This window comes from Syntrophales bacterium (assembly GCA_023228425.1).
Taxonomy (GTDB): Bacteria; Desulfobacterota; Syntrophia; order Syntrophales; family UBA2210; genus MLS-D.
On sequence record JALOBE010000023.1, the window covers coordinates 23,471 to 40,566 of the forward strand.

The 17,096-nt window shown below is 55.6% G+C and carries 15 protein-coding genes; 12 read left to right on the forward strand and 3 right to left on the reverse strand.

The annotated features are described in order from the left end of the window. The first annotated feature begins 27 nt into the window (after nt 1-27). The 5 genes from M0Q23_08885 to M0Q23_08905 all read left to right on the forward strand — a co-directional run bounded on the left by M0Q23_08885 (nt 28) and on the right by M0Q23_08905 (nt 4,536). On the forward strand, nt 28-807 hold the full coding sequence (locus M0Q23_08885) for an ABC transporter permease (GenBank protein ID MCK9528734.1): 780 nt from the start codon (nt 28-30) through the stop codon (nt 805-807). 38 nt (nt 808-845) lie between these two features. Further along, nucleotides 846-1,592, forward strand: coding sequence for an ABC transporter ATP-binding protein (locus M0Q23_08890; GenBank protein MCK9528735.1), 747 nt, complete (start codon nt 846-848; stop codon nt 1,590-1,592). A gap of 72 nt (nt 1,593-1,664) precedes the next feature. Beyond that, nucleotides 1,665-3,095 (forward strand): MCE family protein, encoded by a 1,431-nt coding sequence (locus M0Q23_08895; GenBank protein ID MCK9528736.1) that lies wholly within the window; start codon nt 1,665-1,667, stop codon nt 3,093-3,095. Between the two features lie 598 nt (nt 3,096-3,693). Further along, nucleotides 3,694-4,239 carry a hypothetical protein gene (locus M0Q23_08900; GenBank protein ID MCK9528737.1) on the forward strand — a complete coding sequence of 182 codons (546 nt, stop codon included), beginning with the start codon at nt 3,694-3,696 and terminating at the stop codon, nt 4,237-4,239. A gap of 27 nt (nt 4,240-4,266) precedes the next feature. Next, entirely contained in the window at nt 4,267-4,536 is a 270-nt protein-coding gene (locus M0Q23_08905; protein ID MCK9528738.1) for a zinc ribbon domain-containing protein, read from the forward strand. 185 nt (nt 4,537-4,721) lie between these two features. Here M0Q23_08905 and selD read toward each other — a convergent pair whose 3' ends face one another. Then, nucleotides 4,722-5,672: a selenide, water dikinase SelD gene (gene selD / locus M0Q23_08910; protein ID MCK9528739.1), complete on the reverse strand. Its 951-nt coding sequence runs from the start codon at nt 5,670-5,672 to the stop codon at nt 4,722-4,724. A gap of 727 nt (nt 5,673-6,399) precedes the next feature. Between selD and thrC the strand changes: the two genes are divergently transcribed. Beyond that, on the forward strand, nt 6,400-7,803 hold the full coding sequence (gene thrC, locus M0Q23_08915; protein MCK9528740.1) for a threonine synthase: 1,404 nt from the start codon (nt 6,400-6,402) through the stop codon (nt 7,801-7,803). Nucleotides 7,804-7,805: 2 nt separating this feature from the next. Here thrC and M0Q23_08920 read toward each other — a convergent pair whose 3' ends face one another. Beyond that, nucleotides 7,806-9,467: a peptide-binding protein gene (locus M0Q23_08920; GenBank protein MCK9528741.1), complete on the reverse strand. Its 1,662-nt coding sequence runs from the start codon at nt 9,465-9,467 to the stop codon at nt 7,806-7,808. Between the two features lie 958 nt (nt 9,468-10,425). Here M0Q23_08920 and tolQ point away from each other — a divergent pair. From tolQ to ybgF, 6 genes are all read left to right on the forward strand, one after another. Beyond that, entirely contained in the window at nt 10,426-11,100 is a 675-nt protein-coding gene (gene tolQ, locus M0Q23_08925; protein ID MCK9528742.1) for a protein TolQ, read from the forward strand. 208 nt (nt 11,101-11,308) lie between these two features. Further along, complete coding sequence (locus tag M0Q23_08930; GenBank protein MCK9528743.1) at nt 11,309-11,725, forward strand: biopolymer transporter ExbD; 417 nt, start codon at nt 11,309-11,311, stop codon at nt 11,723-11,725. 3 nt (nt 11,726-11,728) lie between these two features. Next, the gene (locus M0Q23_08935; protein ID MCK9528744.1) at nt 11,729-12,472 is read left to right on the forward strand and encodes a TonB C-terminal domain-containing protein; all 744 of its coding nucleotides are present in this window, start codon (nt 11,729-11,731) and stop codon (nt 12,470-12,472) included. Between the two features lie 413 nt (nt 12,473-12,885). Beyond that, nucleotides 12,886-14,265 carry a Tol-Pal system beta propeller repeat protein TolB gene (gene tolB, locus M0Q23_08940; protein ID MCK9528745.1) on the forward strand — a complete coding sequence of 460 codons (1,380 nt, stop codon included), beginning with the start codon at nt 12,886-12,888 and terminating at the stop codon, nt 14,263-14,265. Between the two features lie 106 nt (nt 14,266-14,371). Then, nucleotides 14,372-14,926 (forward strand): peptidoglycan-associated lipoprotein Pal, encoded by a 555-nt coding sequence (gene pal / locus M0Q23_08945; protein MCK9528746.1) that lies wholly within the window; start codon nt 14,372-14,374, stop codon nt 14,924-14,926. A gap of 24 nt (nt 14,927-14,950) precedes the next feature. Further along, the gene (gene ybgF, locus M0Q23_08950) at nt 14,951-15,730 is read left to right on the forward strand and encodes a tol-pal system protein YbgF (protein MCK9528747.1); all 780 of its coding nucleotides are present in this window, start codon (nt 14,951-14,953) and stop codon (nt 15,728-15,730) included. A 45-nt stretch (nt 15,731-15,775) separates the two neighbouring features. Here the strand turns inward: ybgF and M0Q23_08955 are convergent, their stop codons facing one another. Then, complete coding sequence (locus M0Q23_08955) at nt 15,776-16,585, reverse strand: DUF4292 domain-containing protein (GenBank protein ID MCK9528748.1); 810 nt, start codon at nt 16,583-16,585, stop codon at nt 15,776-15,778. Nucleotides 16,586-17,096: the final 511 nt, after the last annotated feature.

A 17,096-nucleotide genomic window follows, 5' to 3' on the forward strand; every position in this document is an offset into this window, starting at 1 on the left:
ATTCCGCCCTGACATAAGGAGACCGTGGTGAGTAAAGCGATTGCTCTTCTTGACCGGTTCGGGCGGTCTGTCTATGCCGCCCTGGAAGAGATGGGGAACATGCTTCTGCTCTTTCTTTCCACCCTCTCCTGGGCCGCGCGGCCCCCGTTCAAGATCCGGCTTATCATAAAACAGATGGAGTTCGTGGGCGTCAAGTCCATCTTCGTCGTTGTGTTGACGGGGCTTTTTACAGGGATGGTCACCACGCTTCAGGGTTACTACGGGTTCAGAATGTTCAGTGCCGAAACGCTGGTGGGGTCGACGGTGGCACTTGCCATGACGCGCGAGCTGGGTCCTGTTCTGACGGCGCTCATGGTGACGGCCAGGGCGGGATCGGCCATGGCCGCGGAACTGGGGACCATGCGTGTCACGGAGCAGATCGACGCCCTCTATGTCATGGCGGCGAATCCCGTCAAACACCTCATCGTGCCCAGGGTTGTCGCCGGAGTCACCATGCTCCCCGTGCTTACGGTGGTATCCGTCTTCACGGGCATCGTGGGGTCCTATTTTGTGGGAGTCATCATACTGGACATCAACAGGGGCATGTTCATGGAAAACATACCCAGGTTCGTCGACCTGTACGACCTGTACAACGGTCTGGTCAAGGCGGCCTTCTTCGGACTGATCCTGTCCTTCGTGGGATGCTTCAAGGGATTCAACACCACCGGCGGGGCCGAAGGCGTGGGCAAGGCGACAACGGAAGCGGTGGTCATATCGGCCATCACCATACTGATAAGCGATTATTTCCTGACGGCCCTCATGTTCTAGCGGGCGGGTGACGTTTTTCGACTTTTTGCGAGTTCATCATGATTGAACTGCGGGACATACACAAGTCTTTCAAGAACCATATCGTGCTCGACGGACTGAACCTGAAGATAGAGGAAGGCAAAACCACTATCATCATCGGCCGCAGCGGCGGCGGCAAGAGTGTTCTCCTCAAGCATATCATCGGGCTGCTCAAGCCGGACAGGGGAACCATCGTCGTGGACGGCGACGACATTACCGCCATGGGCGACCGTGAACTGAACGAAGTGAGAAAAAAATTCGGCATGCTCTTCCAGGAGGCGGCCCTGTTTGATTCCATGAATGTTCTCGAGAATGTGGCTTTTCCGTTGAGGGAGCATTCCAGGATGAAGGAACAGGAAATCAGGGACCGGGTGCGGTCCCGCCTCCAGGACGTCGGACTTTCGGGGGTGGAGGAAAAAATGCCCTCCGAGCTTTCGGGAGGCATGAAAAAACGGGTGGGGCTGGCCCGGGCCCTGGCCATGGAGCCGCGGATTGTCCTCTTCGATGAGCCCACCACCGGTCTCGATCCCGTCATGACCGAGGCGATTGACCGGCTCATATTTGAAACGCAGCGGAACTTCAATCTTACCTGTGTCGTCATCAGCCATGATATAAAGTCCATCTTTGCCGTGGGGCACCGGGTCGCCATGCTGTATGACGGCCGGATTATCGAATACGGGACTCCGGAAGCGCTGAAGGCATCGAGCAATCCGGTTGTCCAGCAATTTCTGGCGGGGAGCCTCGAGGGCCCCATCAGCATCATGTAGGTGTATGAAAACAGTTGTTTTGTCGTAACGCTAATGCTATGCCGACAAGGTACGAATCAAACGGGGCAGGGGATGCGTTCAATCAGCACTGAGGCAAAGGTAGGGATATTTGTTCTTGTGGCCATGGTCATCCTGGCCTACATGTCCTTCCGGGTGGGTGAATACGGATTCGGACTCAGGGAAGGCTACACCGTATCGGCTGTTTTCGAAAGTGTTTCCGGGCTGAAGCGTGACGCCTTCGTGCAGATCGCCGGTGTCGAGGTCGGCAGGGTGGAGCGTATTTCCCTCAAGAACGGCCGCGCCGAGGTGGTCATGCGGATTATTCCATCGGTCCGCCTCGAAAAGGACGTCACGGCCTCTCTCAGGACCTATGGCATCCTGGGGGACAAGTACGTCGATATCGCCCCGGGAACCCCGGAATCGGGCTACCTGCCTGAAGGCGGCGAGATAGTCTACGTGGAAATGCCGGCCGATCTGGACAAGCTGCTCCGTGAATTGGGAACCATAGCCAATGACGTCATGGCCGTGACGGCATCGTTGAGGCACGTTATCGGCGGCGATGAGGGAGAGGCCAACCTGCGCTCCATTGTTGAAAATACCCGTGACCTTATGGTGAACCTGAACAGGGTGGTGGAACGGAGCGATAAAAGCTTCGGACAATTGTCGGAAAGCCTGACAGCGGCATCCCGGGAGATGCAGCGAACCTTTACGGCCCTCAGCGATATTTCAGAGCGGATCAGCCGCGGCGAGGGAACCTTGGGCCAACTCGTTGAGAACAGGGAGCTCTTCGACAACCTGACCACGACGGTCGCTTCCATTCAGAAGATCACGGATCAGATAAGCACCGGCGAGGGGACCATCGGAAAGCTGATATACGAAGATGAGACCGTGGAGAACATCAACCTGGGGTTGAAAAGCATCGACCGGAGCATGGAGAGTATCAACCGGTATATTTCAAAAACGGAACAGTTTCGGACTTTTGTAGGTTATCGGGGGGAATATCTCACCAGGAGCGACAAGGCGAAATCCTACTTTCAGGTCAGAATTCAGCCCCGGGAGGATATGTTCTACATCCTAGGACTGGTGTCTGATCCCCGGGGCAGAAGGACCATCACAGAACGAAGCATCGGCGGAGCCCTCCCCGTTCGCATCGAGGAATATGACAAGAGCGGCCTTCTCTTTGACGCCCAGATCGGCAAGAGGTTCAAGGACCTGGCCCTGCGGGGCGGCATTTTTGAATCCACCGGCGGTGTAGCCGCTGATTTTTACACCCTCAATGACAATCTGAAGGTTACCCTGGAGGCCTTTGATTTTGACGACGAGCGCCGGACCCATCTGAAAGTCTACGCGGCCTACCAGTTGTTCAGGAATGTGCATCTCACGGCGGGCTGGGATGATTTCATCAGCAAGCACGGCAATTCCTCACCCTTTCTCGGACTTTCCATCCACTTCGAGGATCGGGATCTCAAGTACATACTCTCCAGTGTTCCCACGTCCCCCTGACATGACTGCCCGGCAGATTCATTTCCTTGATTACTTCATACGCCTGTGAGAGACTACCTACGACTATCGCTTTGGTCATGGGGGTACCTCCTTTGGGGTTTTGGAATATCATCGGTGGTACCCCTTTCTCGTCAGTGACACAAGATATGATACATTACCCCGGCAGAGCGGGACTTGACAGAAAAGGTTGTATAAATATATTAGCGTCATCACCGAGAGCGACCCCGGTTTTTTGAAGGGCGGGATCCCTGAATTTTGTCATTCCGGGGAACGCCCAGGACACCGTGATTCCGAGGAGCACTCGAGGTGCCGTCCTCGCGAGGAGCGTTCAAAGTACCGCCATAGCGGGGAGCGTTCAAAGCGCTGTCATTTCGAGGCGCGCAGCGACGAGAAATCTTGTTCTTCAACCGTCATCGTGAAAGATTTCTCCCTCCGGTCGAAATGACGACGGGGGGCGTTCGAAGTGACAGGGGGGACGCTCGAAATGACGACGGAGGCGGTCGAAACGATGAAGAAGAGCGATCGTAATGGCACAAAAGATGGCTCTTTAACGGTCTTAGGTGCTTGATACCGGCCAGGGAGAGCGATTTTTTCCGTTATGTACTTTTCACGAGAGCAGATAGTCGCCGTCGGGCGATGTTTCAGCGGAGCGGAAAGGCTGACCGAACGGTACTTCAATCTCGGTCGGGACGCGTTCAGTACGAACCGTTACGATGTCAAGACCCGGTTTTTCCTGGCCGATCACGAGGTGGACGATCGCGCCTTCGCCCACCTGGTGAGGTATGAGTACCGCAGGCCCGGCTGGGAGGACCCAACGGGAGACAACGATTTTTTCAAGATTTGCCTGCAGGATGGAAGAATACTCCACGCCGTCGAGCGGAGCGCGTCCTTCGTCAAGCTGGAACCGCTCATGTGTTACATAGCCATCCACGAACTGATTCACGTGATACGGTTCAGCCGTGGTGAGGCCGACTTCGATGCATCGTTGGAAGAAAAGGTGGTAGAAGAAGAAAAGGTCCATGAAATAACACGGACCATACTGAAACCCCACGCTGACCGGGACATGAACCTCGTTATCGATTGCTTCAGGAGCGATTATCACGTGGGGGATATTTTTACCGGGGAAGAAGCTTCGGGAAACTGACGATCATGGGGATGGAGGATTGTAATTATGCCGATTTACGAGTACAAATGTGACGTTTGCGGCAAAGACTTTGAAGTGTTCCAGGGAATATCCGATCCGCCGGTGACGGCCTGCCGGTTCTGCAAGGGCAGGGTACGAAAACAGATGTCCCTGAGTTCCTTTCATTTGAAGGGCACCGGCTGGTACGTGACCGATTACGGCGGAAAGAAACCTTCTGGACAGCCCGCTGATACCTGCGCTTCGGAAGCGGAGGCGACCGGCTCGGCACTACCGGAAAAGGCAAACGGTCACGAATGACGGCATCGTAAAAAGGCCGGATGCTGCGTCGGACTTCATTCTTCGTCACGACGATGCACCATAAGTACGCCTCATTCCTTAAGGATGCGCGCGCCGTGCCTCACGGAGCTTTTTTTACAAAGCCGTCCTCTATCGGACGGCTTTCGGACTTTTTACGGGGACCATCAAAATGAAAGGTCTCAATATCAGATTACCGTGATTATTCCCGGTGATTCCGCCTCGACATGGCCGACGATTGACGCGTCGTGGATGTCGCTCTTCTTCATCTGTTCAACCATGCGGACCGCCTCCTCCACCGGCAGAGCTATGAAAAGCCCGCCCGATGTCTGAGGGTCGAAAAACACATCCATGAGCCATTCGGGGCAGGCGGGATCCTGCCGAACCATGTGCATTCGGTACGATCTGTTGCGGTGGAGGCCGCCGGGCAGCATCCCTTGTTCCACAAATTCGCCTATTCCGGGAAAGACGGGGACCTGTGACGAGCGTATCACCATGCCCGTGTCGCTTCCCTCGATCATCTCGCAGGCATGGCCCAGGAACCCGAAGCCCGTGATGTCGGTGCAGGCATGCACGGTGTAATTCAGCATGATCCCGGCAGCTTTCCGGTTCAATTCGATCATGGTTTGTGTGGTCAGCCGGACCAGATCCGGGGAAGCAATGCCCGCTTTCAGCGCCGTGTTGACGATGCCCGTCCCCAGAGGTTTGGTCAGCACCAGGGCGTCCCCCGGTCGGGCTCCCCGGTTCAACAGGAGCCTCTCCGGATGGACGGTTCCCGTGACGGAAAGACCGTACTTGATCTCCCGGTCGTCCACCGTGTGGCCCCCCACGAGGAGAACCTCTGCCTCGCGCATCATGTCGAGCCCTCCCCGAAGAATATCGTGGAGGATCGAAAAGTCCATGTCGTTCGCGGGGAAGCAGACGATGTTCATGGCCGTCAGGGGCATACCGCCCATGGCATAGACATCGGAAAGGGCGTTGGACACGGCCACCTGGCCGAAGGTGTATGGATCATCGACAATGGGGGTGAAAAAATCCACTGTCTGGATCAGGGCCAGGTCTTCCGTGAGCTTATACACCCCCGCGTCCTCGCCGTGTTCGATTCCGGCGAGCAGGTTCGGATGGGACGTAAGCGGCAGTCCACTGAGAGCTTTATTCAGGTCGCCCGGACCGATCTTGCAGGCTCACCCGGCTCCCCTGACCGTTTGGGTCAGCCGTATCGCGGTGGGGTTTTTTTCCTTCATACCTTCTCCGGCGGGGACTATCCCCTGATGATCATGGACGGCGCTTGCTGTTCGTCCTGAGATCCGTGAAAAACTCTCCATTGTGTCAGTTTGAACGTTTCCCGCAATGGCGGTACCTTGAACGCTCCTCACAACAATACCATCGAACGATCTTGTCACCCTTTGTATCGGACAGTGAGGTCTGTGTCAAACTCATTCCTGACGGTCCCGTAAAAAGTCCGAATTTCCCGGAAGCAGCGTTGTAACTCATTGGAAATATTGAGTCCGACTTTCAAAATTCGCCATATTTCGACTTCTTGCGAGGACGTCATTCCTGACGGCTTCGTACAATGGTACCGGAGGCATGCCTCCGGCACTATGCAATCACACAATCCAAAGGTTTTTTCGGGACCCTCGGCGTCTGGCCGCCGGTTCCGGTGGGGTTGTTGCCTTCGGGTCCGTTCCTGTGATATGCAGACTCCATGAAGTCGTCGGTATGAAACGTCAGCTTCCGGCGGGTCGAACGCTTGGTCCGCCCTGTCGATGAAGGGACCTTCAACCGAGCCGCGGGGATACGTGGCGCACCCGGCCCTCGCCGGCAGGGCGCATCCATAACCGGCGGACGTCCCGGGGTCCCGCCTGGATGAGAGAGCAGAGTGGCAGGAACATGATCCGTTATTACAGCACCAACAGAAACCTTATGGCTGAAGCGGGTATCACCCCTTTCAGCGGCCGGGTCACCTTTCCGGAGGCCCTCCTGCAGGGCCAGGCCCCCGACGAGGGCCTCTTCATGCCCGATACCATTCAGCGGATTTCACTGCCGCAGATCCTGTCGCTTCGGGGGAAACCCTATCCCGACGCGGCGTTTCTGGTGACGGAAGCGTTCCTCCGCCATGACATCGATCACGAATCCCTGAGGACCGTGGTTGAAGAATCCTATCCCTTCGGCGTACCTCTGGAGCGGGTTTATGACCGGAAGTACATCATGCGCCTCGACCGGGGCCCTACGGCTTCCTTTAAGGATTTCGCCGCCCGCATGATGGCCCGCCTCATGAGCCACTTCAAGGGACCCGGGAGGCGGCTGAACGTACTCGTGGCCACCTCGGGCGATACGGGAAGCGCCGTGGGGGAGGCCTTCAAGGGGGTCGAGGGGATCGATGTATACATTCTTTACCCCCGAAACGAGGTGAGCGGCCGGCAGAAAAAGCAGCTCGATACAATCGGCATGAACGTGCGGGCCCTTTCCGTAGAGGGCAAATTCGATGACTGCCAGAACCTGGTCAAAGAAGCCTTTTCAGATCCGGGGTTGGTTCACCTGAATTTTACCTCGGCCAATTCCATTAATTTCGGGCGCATCCTCCCCCAAATGGTGTACTACGTTTATGCCTATGCCCAACTGGCCCGCGACGATGGTGAAGAGATGGTCGTTTCTGTCCCGTCGGGTAACTTCGGCAACGCCCTGGGATGCGAGTACGCCCGGAGGATGGGCCTGCCCGTGCGTGTGCTGGTGATGCCCACCAACGAAAACGACGAATTTCCCCGGTTCCTGGAAAGCGGGCACTACCAGGCGGTGTCTCCTTCCCGGGCCTGCCTGTCCAACGCCATGAACGTGGGGCATCCGAGCAACCTCGCCCGCTTCTTCGATCTCTACGGCGGAACGGTTGACCGGAAAGGAAGAGTGCACAGCCTTCCCGACCTGGACCGGATGAGAAAGGCCATTTTTTCGGTCGGCGTATCCGACGCTGTGACCCGGGATACGATCAGGACCGTCTACGAACGTTACGGAACGATACTCGAGCCTCACGGCGCAGTAGGCTGGCGCGGACTCGAGACTTGGCTTGAAACGAACGGGGATTTTCCACTCTGCCTGTCCCTTGAAACGGCCCATCCGGCGAAGTTCCCCGATGAAATAATTGAATTGCTGGGGATCGTCCCGGACATGCCCGAAAGCATGGCCGGCATCGATGAGCGACGGGGCGAGCCGGTCGAACTGCCCACCGATTACCAAACCTTCAGGGAGTACCTGTTGCGGAATCTCGACGCCTGAATTCAGAAAGTCATGACGTAACGCTGTTCCGGAAGCGGAACATACCATTCTATGAAGTTGTGGCCGATTCCGATAGGGGCGGGTTCGATACCCCGGAAACGGGCATGGATGATGGGGAGGGCCTGGGGGACAAAGAGAAAGGTGTAGGGCTGCTCCTCGGCGATAATTTCCTGGATCCTGTGATAACAGGCCTTGCGGAGTTCCTGCTCGAAGGTGCTTCGCCCCCGTTCGAGAAGTTCATCCACCTCGTCATTGGCAAAGGAAATGAAATTAAGTTCGCCGGGCCGTGTCTTGCTTGAATGCCACACGTCATACATGTCGGGGTCCATGCTGATACTCCAGCCCAGTATCGTCGCGTCGAAGCGCTTCCTGTTGATGAACTCGTTGATGAAGGCGGCCCATTCAATGATTCTGATTTTGACGTCGATGCCGATTTCGGCGAGTCGTCGCTGAATGATTTCGGCGCACTTGGCCCTCACCTCGTTGCCTTGGTTTGTGATGATTTCAAAGGAAAACCGCCGGCCGTCCCGGTCGAGAAAGCCGTCGCCCGTCGTATCGGTCCAGCCCGCTTCGGCGAGCAGCTCCAACGCCTTTTCCGGGTTGTAACGATAGCGGCGCACATCGGGGTTGTAGGCCCAGGTGCCCGGCTTGAGAGGGCCCGTCGCTTCCTGCCCCAGCCCGAGGAGAACGCCCCGGATGATTTCTTGTGTATCGATGGCGTAACTGAGGGCCTGCCGCACCCGCCGGTCCTGGAACAGGGGGTTTTCGTGGTTATAGCCCAGGTAGGTGTAGCCAAAAGAAAGGTACTGGTACTTGTTGTAGTTTTTGCGGAAGAGAGGTGTTTCAGTCTGCCGGGTGAACTGGAGCGGCGTGAGGTTCATCTCGTCGATGCCCTGGGCACGTAATTCCAGGAACATGGTGGCCATGTCCGGAATTATTCTCATGATATATCCGTCGACACGGGGTCTGCCCTCGAAATAGCCGGGATTGGCCACAAGGACGATTTTCTGTCCGGTCACCCATTCTTTGAACATGAAGGGACCCGTTCCGACGGGGTGGCGCCCCAGGGGACTCCTGGTTATGTCCCGCCCCTCGAGCAGGTGGCGGGGAAGTATGACGGCGCTCCAGCTTGCCAGTGCCGGAGCGAAGGGCTCATCATAGGTGACACGGAAGGTGTGATCGTCAAGCACCTCCGCCTGGGTCACCTTGAGAAAATCTCCCGCGTAGGCCGTGGGCGTCTTCGGGTCGACGGTTACCTGCCAGGTGTAGAGAACATCATGGGCCGTGAACGGTTCGCCGTCATGCCAGGTCACGTCATCCCTCAGGTGAAAGGTGATGACAAGACCATCGTCCGAAATATCCCAGGAACGGGCCAGATCGCCTGAGATGGTTATATCCTTGTCATATTTGACGAGCCCGTTGAAAACGAGCCGGGCGATGCCGTGGGATGTACTGTCCGATGAAAGAATCGGTATGAGGTTCGAGGCGTCGCCGATGGATCCTTCTACAAGGATGTCGCCGTAGGCGGGGGCCTCGTCCGATAGGGCGGTCCCTTCTCCGTCGCCGATTTCCTTATCCCGGGGGCTGTCGCAACCCCAGGCGAGGAGCGCTAGGAGAAGGGTCGCGACGCTGAGAATTCTTGCTGTTGTGGCTCTGGAACCCATAAGAAAGATTCATAGCACAGTCTGATGCGAAGTCAACGTGCTTCAGAGATACCCCGGCGGGTGTCGTTATTTTCTTTTTCATATGCCGGAACGTGTGATATAAAGCTTCCCAAGGTCGGCGGCCTCGTAAGAAGTGGAAAAACGTCTGATAGAGGACAGCTTTGTAAAAAACTTCGCAGGTACGGCGTGAACGTTCTGAGGAATGAGGCGTACTTCGGAGTACGCCGCGGTGACGGGGGCCGGAGCGCGATCAGACATCCGGTTATAATGCCGGAGGCATGCCCCCGGTACCATTGTACGAAGCCATCGAGACCGGGACCTTTATTGTATCATTTCGAGGAGTATCGCGATTGTGTCCGAGGAGCGCCTTAAGGTCCGTCATTTCAAGGAGCGAAGCAATTTTGTCATTTCGAGGAGCGGAGCAATTTTGTCATTTCGAGGAGCGAAGCGACGAGAAATCCATGCCCCGAGCACAGCGAGGGATCTTTAAGACTTCTCACATGCGTTCGAAGTGACAGGGAAGTGTTCGAAGTGACAGGGGAACGTTCGAAGTGACGGGGGAGCGGTCGAAATGACACAATCGATAGGTGTAAAGGTCTCAGACTGTACACCGTATACCGGAAGCGGAAGGCGCCTGCGCGGGACAGTGAAGGCTGGCGGTCGCGTCAAGATGATCCGGGAGTGTCATTTTCAAAAACCCAAATGAATGCGGTATGTTGAAACGCCATTCGTGGAAAACGGATCGTGGCGGGACTTACTGTTTGAACTACAAATCGACCTTTGACGACCGCGTAAAGCTCGAAACAGGTTCGATGCGGGAGGGCGTCGCAAGAGGGTCCTGTTTAATTCAGCGGTTTTAAGGAGACATATAGTGAGTGAAGTGTTAGCCGTTACAGCGGCCGACATTGGAAGGCCTTTTCATGGCAATGTTCTTGAAATGGTTTTTGATGCCGGACCCATGGTTCAGTTTGTGCTGCTGCTGCTTTTTGCGTTCTCGGTTATTTCCTGGGCCATCATACTGATGAAGTACAGGATAATCCGGCGCACACGGAAGGAAAACGAGTTGTTTCTCGAAGCCTATATGAGAAGCAACAAGCTTTCGACCATCTTTCCGGAGTCGAAAAAGTATCATCATTCGACCATCGCGGAGGTGTTCGGGGCGGGATACACCGAACTCAGTAAAATAGCCGCCCTCAAGCGGGAAACAAACCCCGGCTCTTCCGGTGATGACGAGCCGTCTTCTCTCGAACTCCGCGGGATGGACAATATAGAGCGGACCCTGAACAGGGCCTGCGACAGTGAGTCTACAAAGCTTGAAAAATACTTGATTTTTCTCGCCACGACCGGAAGCGCCTGCCCCTTCATCGGTCTCTTCGGAACGGTATGGGGGATCATGCATGCCTTCCAGGGCATCGGAGTCCGGGGAGCCGCGACGCTGGCCGTCGTCGCGCCCGGTATTTCAGAAGCCCTCATCGCTACGGCAGCGGGACTTGCCGCCGCCATTCCCGCCGTGGTATTCTACAATTACTATTTGAGCAAGATACGGTCCATAACCGTGGAGACGGAGAATTTTTCCGCCGAATTTCTTAACATCATTGAACGGTATTATGTTCGGAAAAGGCAACAGGTTTGAGGGTTCGCAGCGATTCTCCGGGCCGTCGGTATCTATCCGGAGCTGCTGACGCAACCATCGTGGAAAGACCGTATCGATTTTGTCATTTCGACCGCAGGGAGAAATCTTGCAACATATCGATAGTAAAAAAAGATTTCTCGTCGCGATGTTCACCGGAATGCCGCGATTCAAGGGTCTTGTGGAGTGATTCAGTCAGGGACGAGTTGCCATGAAATATTCGAGAAACCAGCGGGGGAGCAGGAAGCCCCTCGCGGACATAAACGTTGTGCCACTGGTGGATGTGATTCTTGTGCTGCTGCTCATATTCATGGTGGCGGCACCCATGCTCCAGATGGGCATCGACGTGAATCTTCCCAGGGTGACGGCGCGGACCGTCGATGTGGGTGAGGAAAAGCTGGTACTGACGATAAACGCGGACCAGGAAATATATATCAATCGTTATAAAGCTTCACTGGACGACTTGAACGCGAAGCTGGAAAACATATTCGCCGCCAGGATCGACCGGGAGATATTTATGCGGGCCGATAAAACGGTCCCCTACGGATTTGTGGTTCAAGTCATGTCGGAGGTGCGGAAGGCTGGGGTGGATCGACTCGGAATGATTACGGATCCGCCGGAGGAATAAAGGATGCCCCTCCTTGACCAGGTGCACAGACAGCGCACTGACGGTGCCGGCCTGAACAGCATGATTGTGCTTTCAGCCCTTCTGCACGCCCTGATTTTGTTCGTTATCCTTTTTTCCCCGTCGCTTCCCACTCCAAAGCGCACCTTCGGGCCGGCCTATAGCGTCGACCTGGTGAGCATGCCTGCAAGCGATCCGGGCGCGCGGCCTGCCCGGATTCCCTTCAGCGAGGACATCGGAGTCACACCCCGGGATACCTCGGTGGTCGCGAGAAGAACTGTCGAGGCCGCGCCCGTGGTGCCCATTGAGAGAATCAGGGTTCAGCGGAGGGAAGCTCCTGCCCAGGTCGATGATGCCATTCGGCAGATAGAGGAACGGCTTGCCGCCGCGAAAGGAACGGAAACACCATCTCCCCGGGGAACACCGCAGCCGCCCGCGCGGGAAAGCGGTGCCCGGGAGGATCGCATGAGTCCCTATTATTCCGCCCTCTGGGTGAAAATAAAGGAACAGTGGGCCCTGCCGGAAGTGGTTCACGCCGGGGAACGGCTGGAGGCGGTTCTGGCGGTAACCATCCGTCGGGACGGCACGATGGAGCGGTTTTCATTTGAAAGGCGGTCGGGAAACCGTCTTTTCGACGAATCGGTGGAAAAGGCGGTTCAGAAAGCGTCCCCGTTCCCGGCACTTCCGGGGTGGCTGAACGAACCTTACATAGACGTGGGAATCCGGTTTCATTCGTCCGAGTATCAATAGGAGACCTTTCATTTTGTCGTTTCGAGGAACGCCTCAAGGTCCGCCATTTCGAGGAGCGAAGCGATTTTGTCATTTCGAGGAGCGAAGCGACGAGAAATCCTGATGATGGCCGTTAGTGAAAGATTTCTCCCTACGGTCGAAATGACAAAAATGGCAGGTATTCAAACCTCTCCTTGTCATTTCGAGGAGCGTCGCGATTATGTTCGAGGAGCATCCTAAGGTCCGTCATTTCGAGGAGCGAAGCGACGAGAAATCCCTGTCCCGAGCACAGCGGGGGATCTTTCAGACTTCTCACATGCGTTCGAAGTGACGGGGGAGCGTTCGAAGTAACGGGGGAACGTTCGAAGTGACAGGGGAGAGGTCGAAGTGACACAATCGATAGGATTAAAGGTCTCATGGGGAGATTCCCCGCCATGACACTCCTCGCAATGGCAAAACCTGAAGGTCTCGACAAGAAAGGGAAAACAATGAAAGTGTGCCGTACGATCGGTGCCGTCCTCGCCATACTGCTGCTCTCCGTCGGTGTCTCCGCGTGGGGCAAGGTTTATATAGACATTGACTCCCCGGCTTTTCAGAAATTTCCCATCGCCGTTCAGGATTTCACCGTGCTTGACGGCCGGGAGGATCCCGGTGAAAACGCCCTCTGGTTTGCCGACCACATGGGAAACGCCTTGGGTTTGACAGGATACTTCAGGGTGATCAACCGGGCGGCCTTTCTTGAAGATCGCGCCACGGCGGGAATCACGGCGCCGGAAATACGGTTCGGGGACTGGCTTTCAATCGGTGCCGACTTTCTCGTGAAAGGCGGATTTGAATTTGATGGCCGCCGGCTTTCAGCGGAATTCAGACTTTTTGACGTGGTGAGGGGGAGCCTGATCACCGGGAAGAAGTACTGGGGAGGTCTGGAAGACCGCACGGCAATGGTCATGAAGTTCGCCGACGAGGTGATTCTTGCACTGACGGGCCTTCGTGGCGTCTTCGGCACGAAGATCGCCTTCGTGGCGAAACAGGGGGATATTTCAGAACTGTATACTGTGAACTTCGATGGTTCCGGTCTTGAGAAAAGAACCGACTATCAGGCGCTTACCCTGCTTCCGCGGTGGTCGCCCGATGGCGGAAAGCTCTCGTTCGTCTCCTACATAGGGAATAATTCCGACTCATATCTTTTGAACCTGGCAACAAAGCAGCGAACGGTTCTGACGAACTTTCCCGGGTTGAACATGCCTTCAGACTGGTCCAATGACGGGAAGAGAATACTTACGGTTCTGAGCAAGGACGGTCACAACAACGTTTATGAGCTTGACCTGACGACGAAGGCGGTGCGGCAGCTTACCCATGGACCCGCCATAGACGTTTCTCCCTCGTGGTCCCCGGACGAGTCAGAAATTGTGTTTGTCTCCAACAGGTCCGGAGCCCCCCAGTTGTTCGTCATGGATGCCGACGGCAAGAACGTGCGCCGCATAACCTTCGACGGTTCCTACAACACATCCCCCCAGTGGTCTCCGGCAGGCGACACCATCGTTTACGTCGGTGCCGCCGACGGGCTGTTTCAGCTCTTCACCATAAGTGCCCGCGGCGGAACTCCCACGCAGCTCACTTACGGGTCGGAGGAAAGCCTGGGACCCTCCTGGTCTCCCGACGGCCGGTATATCGTCTTTACCAGGCGGCAGGGAGGCACTGAAAGTATTTGCATTATCAATTCGAATGGATTAAACTTTCGTTTTATCGGCAGCGTGGGAGGGGGTGTTTCGGCAAAGAACCCGTCCTGGTCTCCCTTCCTGGATATGTATTGATATGATCGAAGACCGGACATGAGCTAAAACGTGGTCAGATTCGCGATTCACTTCAGGGTTGCGAATCTTTCAATAATGAAATCAACAGTATCAGAGGAGGCGTGGGATGAAGCGGGACTGGCGGAGATGGTACACTGTAGCGTTTGTTCTTTTTTTTCTGGTTTTCGCCTTGAGCGGCTGTGCGAAATACAAGGAAAGCGTGGTCAAGGAGACGGCTGTTCCGGCGGAGGAAACGGTTGCACCGACTGAGAAGCCTGTGCTTTCAGAGGAAGAGAAGGCGAAGCTGCTTCGGGAAGCGTTAATTGCCGAGGCGGAAGACTTCAAGACAAAAAACATTTATTTTGATTTCGACAAGTATTCACTGAAACCGGAGGCGAGGGCCATTCTTGACAACCTGGGAGCATGGCTTTTGAAGAACGGGAATTTTCATGTCGTCATCGAGGGGCATTGTGATGAACGGGGGACTGCGGAATACAACCTTGCCCTGGGCGAGCGTCGAGCCAATGCGGCAAAAACCTACCTCGCAAACCTCGGTGTAGATGGAAAAAGAATGAAGACTATCAGTTATGGTGAAGAGCGGCCGCTCGACCCGAGAAGCAACGAAGAGGCCTGGGCCAAGAACAGGCGTGGCCGGTTCAACGTGTCTCCCGCCGGCTGGTAAGCGATACAAGGAGCATCCTGATCAGTGAACAACGTTTTGAGGACAATCGTCGTGCTATGCCTGGTTCTGCTTGTCGTCGGGTGTGCCACCCAGGACGATTTGAGGCATGTCAGCCGCAGTGCCGACACGAAAATCAAGGCGGTCCAGGACAACTTGGTCGCCATGGAACGGTCAGCGCAGGATGAAATCGCCCGGATGAGAAAAACCCAGGCGGACCTGAGCGCCGATCTGATAACGTTGAGGGATGAAATTCAAATTCTGCGGGGAGCCCAGGAGACTCTGCAGGCTCATGCGCAGTCCGGTTCTTTGGGAGGGGGGGATTTGCAGCGTGCTCTGGAGCACATGGAAGTGCGTCTGCAGGCGCTGGAAAGCCGTCTCGATATTTCCGTACCCGAGGTTGCTCCGGAGATTACAGCCGTCGATCGGCCGAGAGATAGCGAGGCATTGTATGCCCGGGCCTACGGGTTGTTCAAGGACGGTAAGTACAAGGAATCACGAGAAGGTTTTCGTGAATTCCTCGAGTTGTTTCCTGATACCGAGTATTCCGGTAACGCCCGGTTCTGGATCGGAGAAAGCTACTATTTCGAAGGAAAATATGAAGAAGCTATCCTGGAGTACCAGAAGGTGATTCAGGATTATCCCCAGGGCAGCAGGATATCCCATGCCTTGTTGAAGCAGGCCCTGTCATTTGACAAACTGGGGGAAACGGCAAGCGCGAAGCTGCTCCTGCAGCGAGTCGTGCGGGACTTCCCGGGTACCACATCGGCGGAATCGGCCCGGGCAAAACTTCTTGAAATCAAATGACACAAGGTGTTCGGAGGGCGGGAGTGAAGCTCCCGCCACCTTACCTCAATTCATCCGGATTATCTCAACCCCTGCAGGCGCATACAGGTCAAAAAACGAAGGGTCCTCACCCGCGGTGACCGTCATGTCCGACAGATCGACCTCGAGGACTGTGGGCTGGAAGTCTTCGATCCTCACGGAAATATGTCCCGGATATGAGCCGGTTTCCATACGCCGGTGTCGTGAAAAGGATGCCTCGTAGCGGCGCCTGCCATTCTCGCCGAACACCTCGAGCCCCGTCATGTCATGTTCATCGTTTATTCTCAGTGACTGAAGAAGCGCCCCGCCGGGAGAGCGAAGATCGATCCGGTACTCCCCCCTGTCGTTCCGGTAGATAGCCGGGTAGCGCCCCTCTTCCGGCGACGGTTCCATCGGGGGCATGCCGGTCAGAAGGGACGTAATTTCCTCGGCCCCAAGAGGTATGTTCAAAAAAGAACAGATATTGTCCCGCGTGGCGTCGCCGAAGTAGAATCTGTTGTTTCCCGGAACATAGACTTTAAAACTGCCGCCGGAAAGTGACAGGAAAAAGACCGGAATGCCGAAGGACGGTACAGACTCGAGCCTCAGACCGGAGGGATGGCTCACCGCCATCGCGAACCGGTGCGAATGCCTGCCGCCCGATGACTGCTCGAGACTGAAGAGGGCAATCCCCCGGAGGGTTTCGGCGCCCGTCACGTCGGTTCTGAAAACCCTGGAAAAAACAGCCTGCTCTTCAGAAAGGGGAACTTCGTGGTACCGTGTCCGCTCAATGGCCGCGCACCCCATGAGAAGCACGGTCATGAACGCCGCCAGTACCGTGAACAATCGATTTTTCATCACGTGACAATCACCTGTTCGCTGTAATACAAATCGCCGAAACCATCGAACGCGGTGGCCGTGTAGGAATGTCCGCGTACAGGAAGCGCGCATCCTGAAAAATGAGGCGTCCATGGGGCGCGCCGCAGCCTCCGGTTCCAATGCCGGAAGTCATGCCTCCGGTACCTTTTACGAAGCCGTGACCTTTAAAACCTGTCGATTGTGTCACTTCGATATCAAGGAAAGATTTCTCGTCGCTTGCGCTCCTCGAAATGACATTTTTAAAGGTCACTTCGAACGCATGTGAGAAGTCTGAAAGATCCCTCGCTGTGCTCGGGACATGGATTTCTCGTCGCTTCGCTCCTCGAAATGACAAAATTGCTACGCTCCTCGAAATGACGGACCTTAAAGCGCTCCTCGAAATGACAAGGGGTAAGCTTGAATACCAGCCATTTTTGTCATTTCGACCGAAGGGAGAAATCTTTCACTAACGGCCATCATCAGGATTTCTCGTCGCTTCGCTCCTCGAAAT

What these genes read in the sequence shown, in the direction of transcription:
- M0Q23_08935 (MCK9528744.1), top strand. Translation starts at nt 11,729, where the DNA reads ATGCCCCTCCTTGACCAGGTGCACAGACAGCGCACTGACGGTGCCGGC.
- M0Q23_08955 (MCK9528748.1), bottom strand. Translation starts at nt 16,585, where the DNA reads ATGAAAAATCGATTGTTCACGGTACTGGCGGCGTTCATGACCGTGCTT.
- M0Q23_08900 (MCK9528737.1), top strand. Translation starts at nt 3,694, where the DNA reads ATGTACTTTTCACGAGAGCAGATAGTCGCCGTCGGGCGATGTTTCAGC.
- M0Q23_08905 (MCK9528738.1), top strand. Translation starts at nt 4,267, where the DNA reads ATGCCGATTTACGAGTACAAATGTGACGTTTGCGGCAAAGACTTTGAA.
- M0Q23_08895 (MCK9528736.1), top strand. Translation starts at nt 1,665, where the DNA reads ATGCGTTCAATCAGCACTGAGGCAAAGGTAGGGATATTTGTTCTTGTG.
- tolB (MCK9528745.1), top strand. Translation starts at nt 12,886, where the DNA reads ATGACACTCCTCGCAATGGCAAAACCTGAAGGTCTCGACAAGAAAGGG.
- thrC (MCK9528740.1), top strand. Translation starts at nt 6,400, where the DNA reads ATGAGAGAGCAGAGTGGCAGGAACATGATCCGTTATTACAGCACCAAC.
- M0Q23_08890 (MCK9528735.1), top strand. Translation starts at nt 846, where the DNA reads ATGATTGAACTGCGGGACATACACAAGTCTTTCAAGAACCATATCGTG.
- M0Q23_08920 (MCK9528741.1), bottom strand. Translation starts at nt 9,467, where the DNA reads ATGGGTTCCAGAGCCACAACAGCAAGAATTCTCAGCGTCGCGACCCTT.
- tolQ (MCK9528742.1), top strand. Translation starts at nt 10,426, where the DNA reads ATGGTTCAGTTTGTGCTGCTGCTGCTTTTTGCGTTCTCGGTTATTTCC.
- pal (MCK9528746.1), top strand. Translation starts at nt 14,372, where the DNA reads ATGAAGCGGGACTGGCGGAGATGGTACACTGTAGCGTTTGTTCTTTTT.
- M0Q23_08930 (MCK9528743.1), top strand. Translation starts at nt 11,309, where the DNA reads ATGAAATATTCGAGAAACCAGCGGGGGAGCAGGAAGCCCCTCGCGGAC.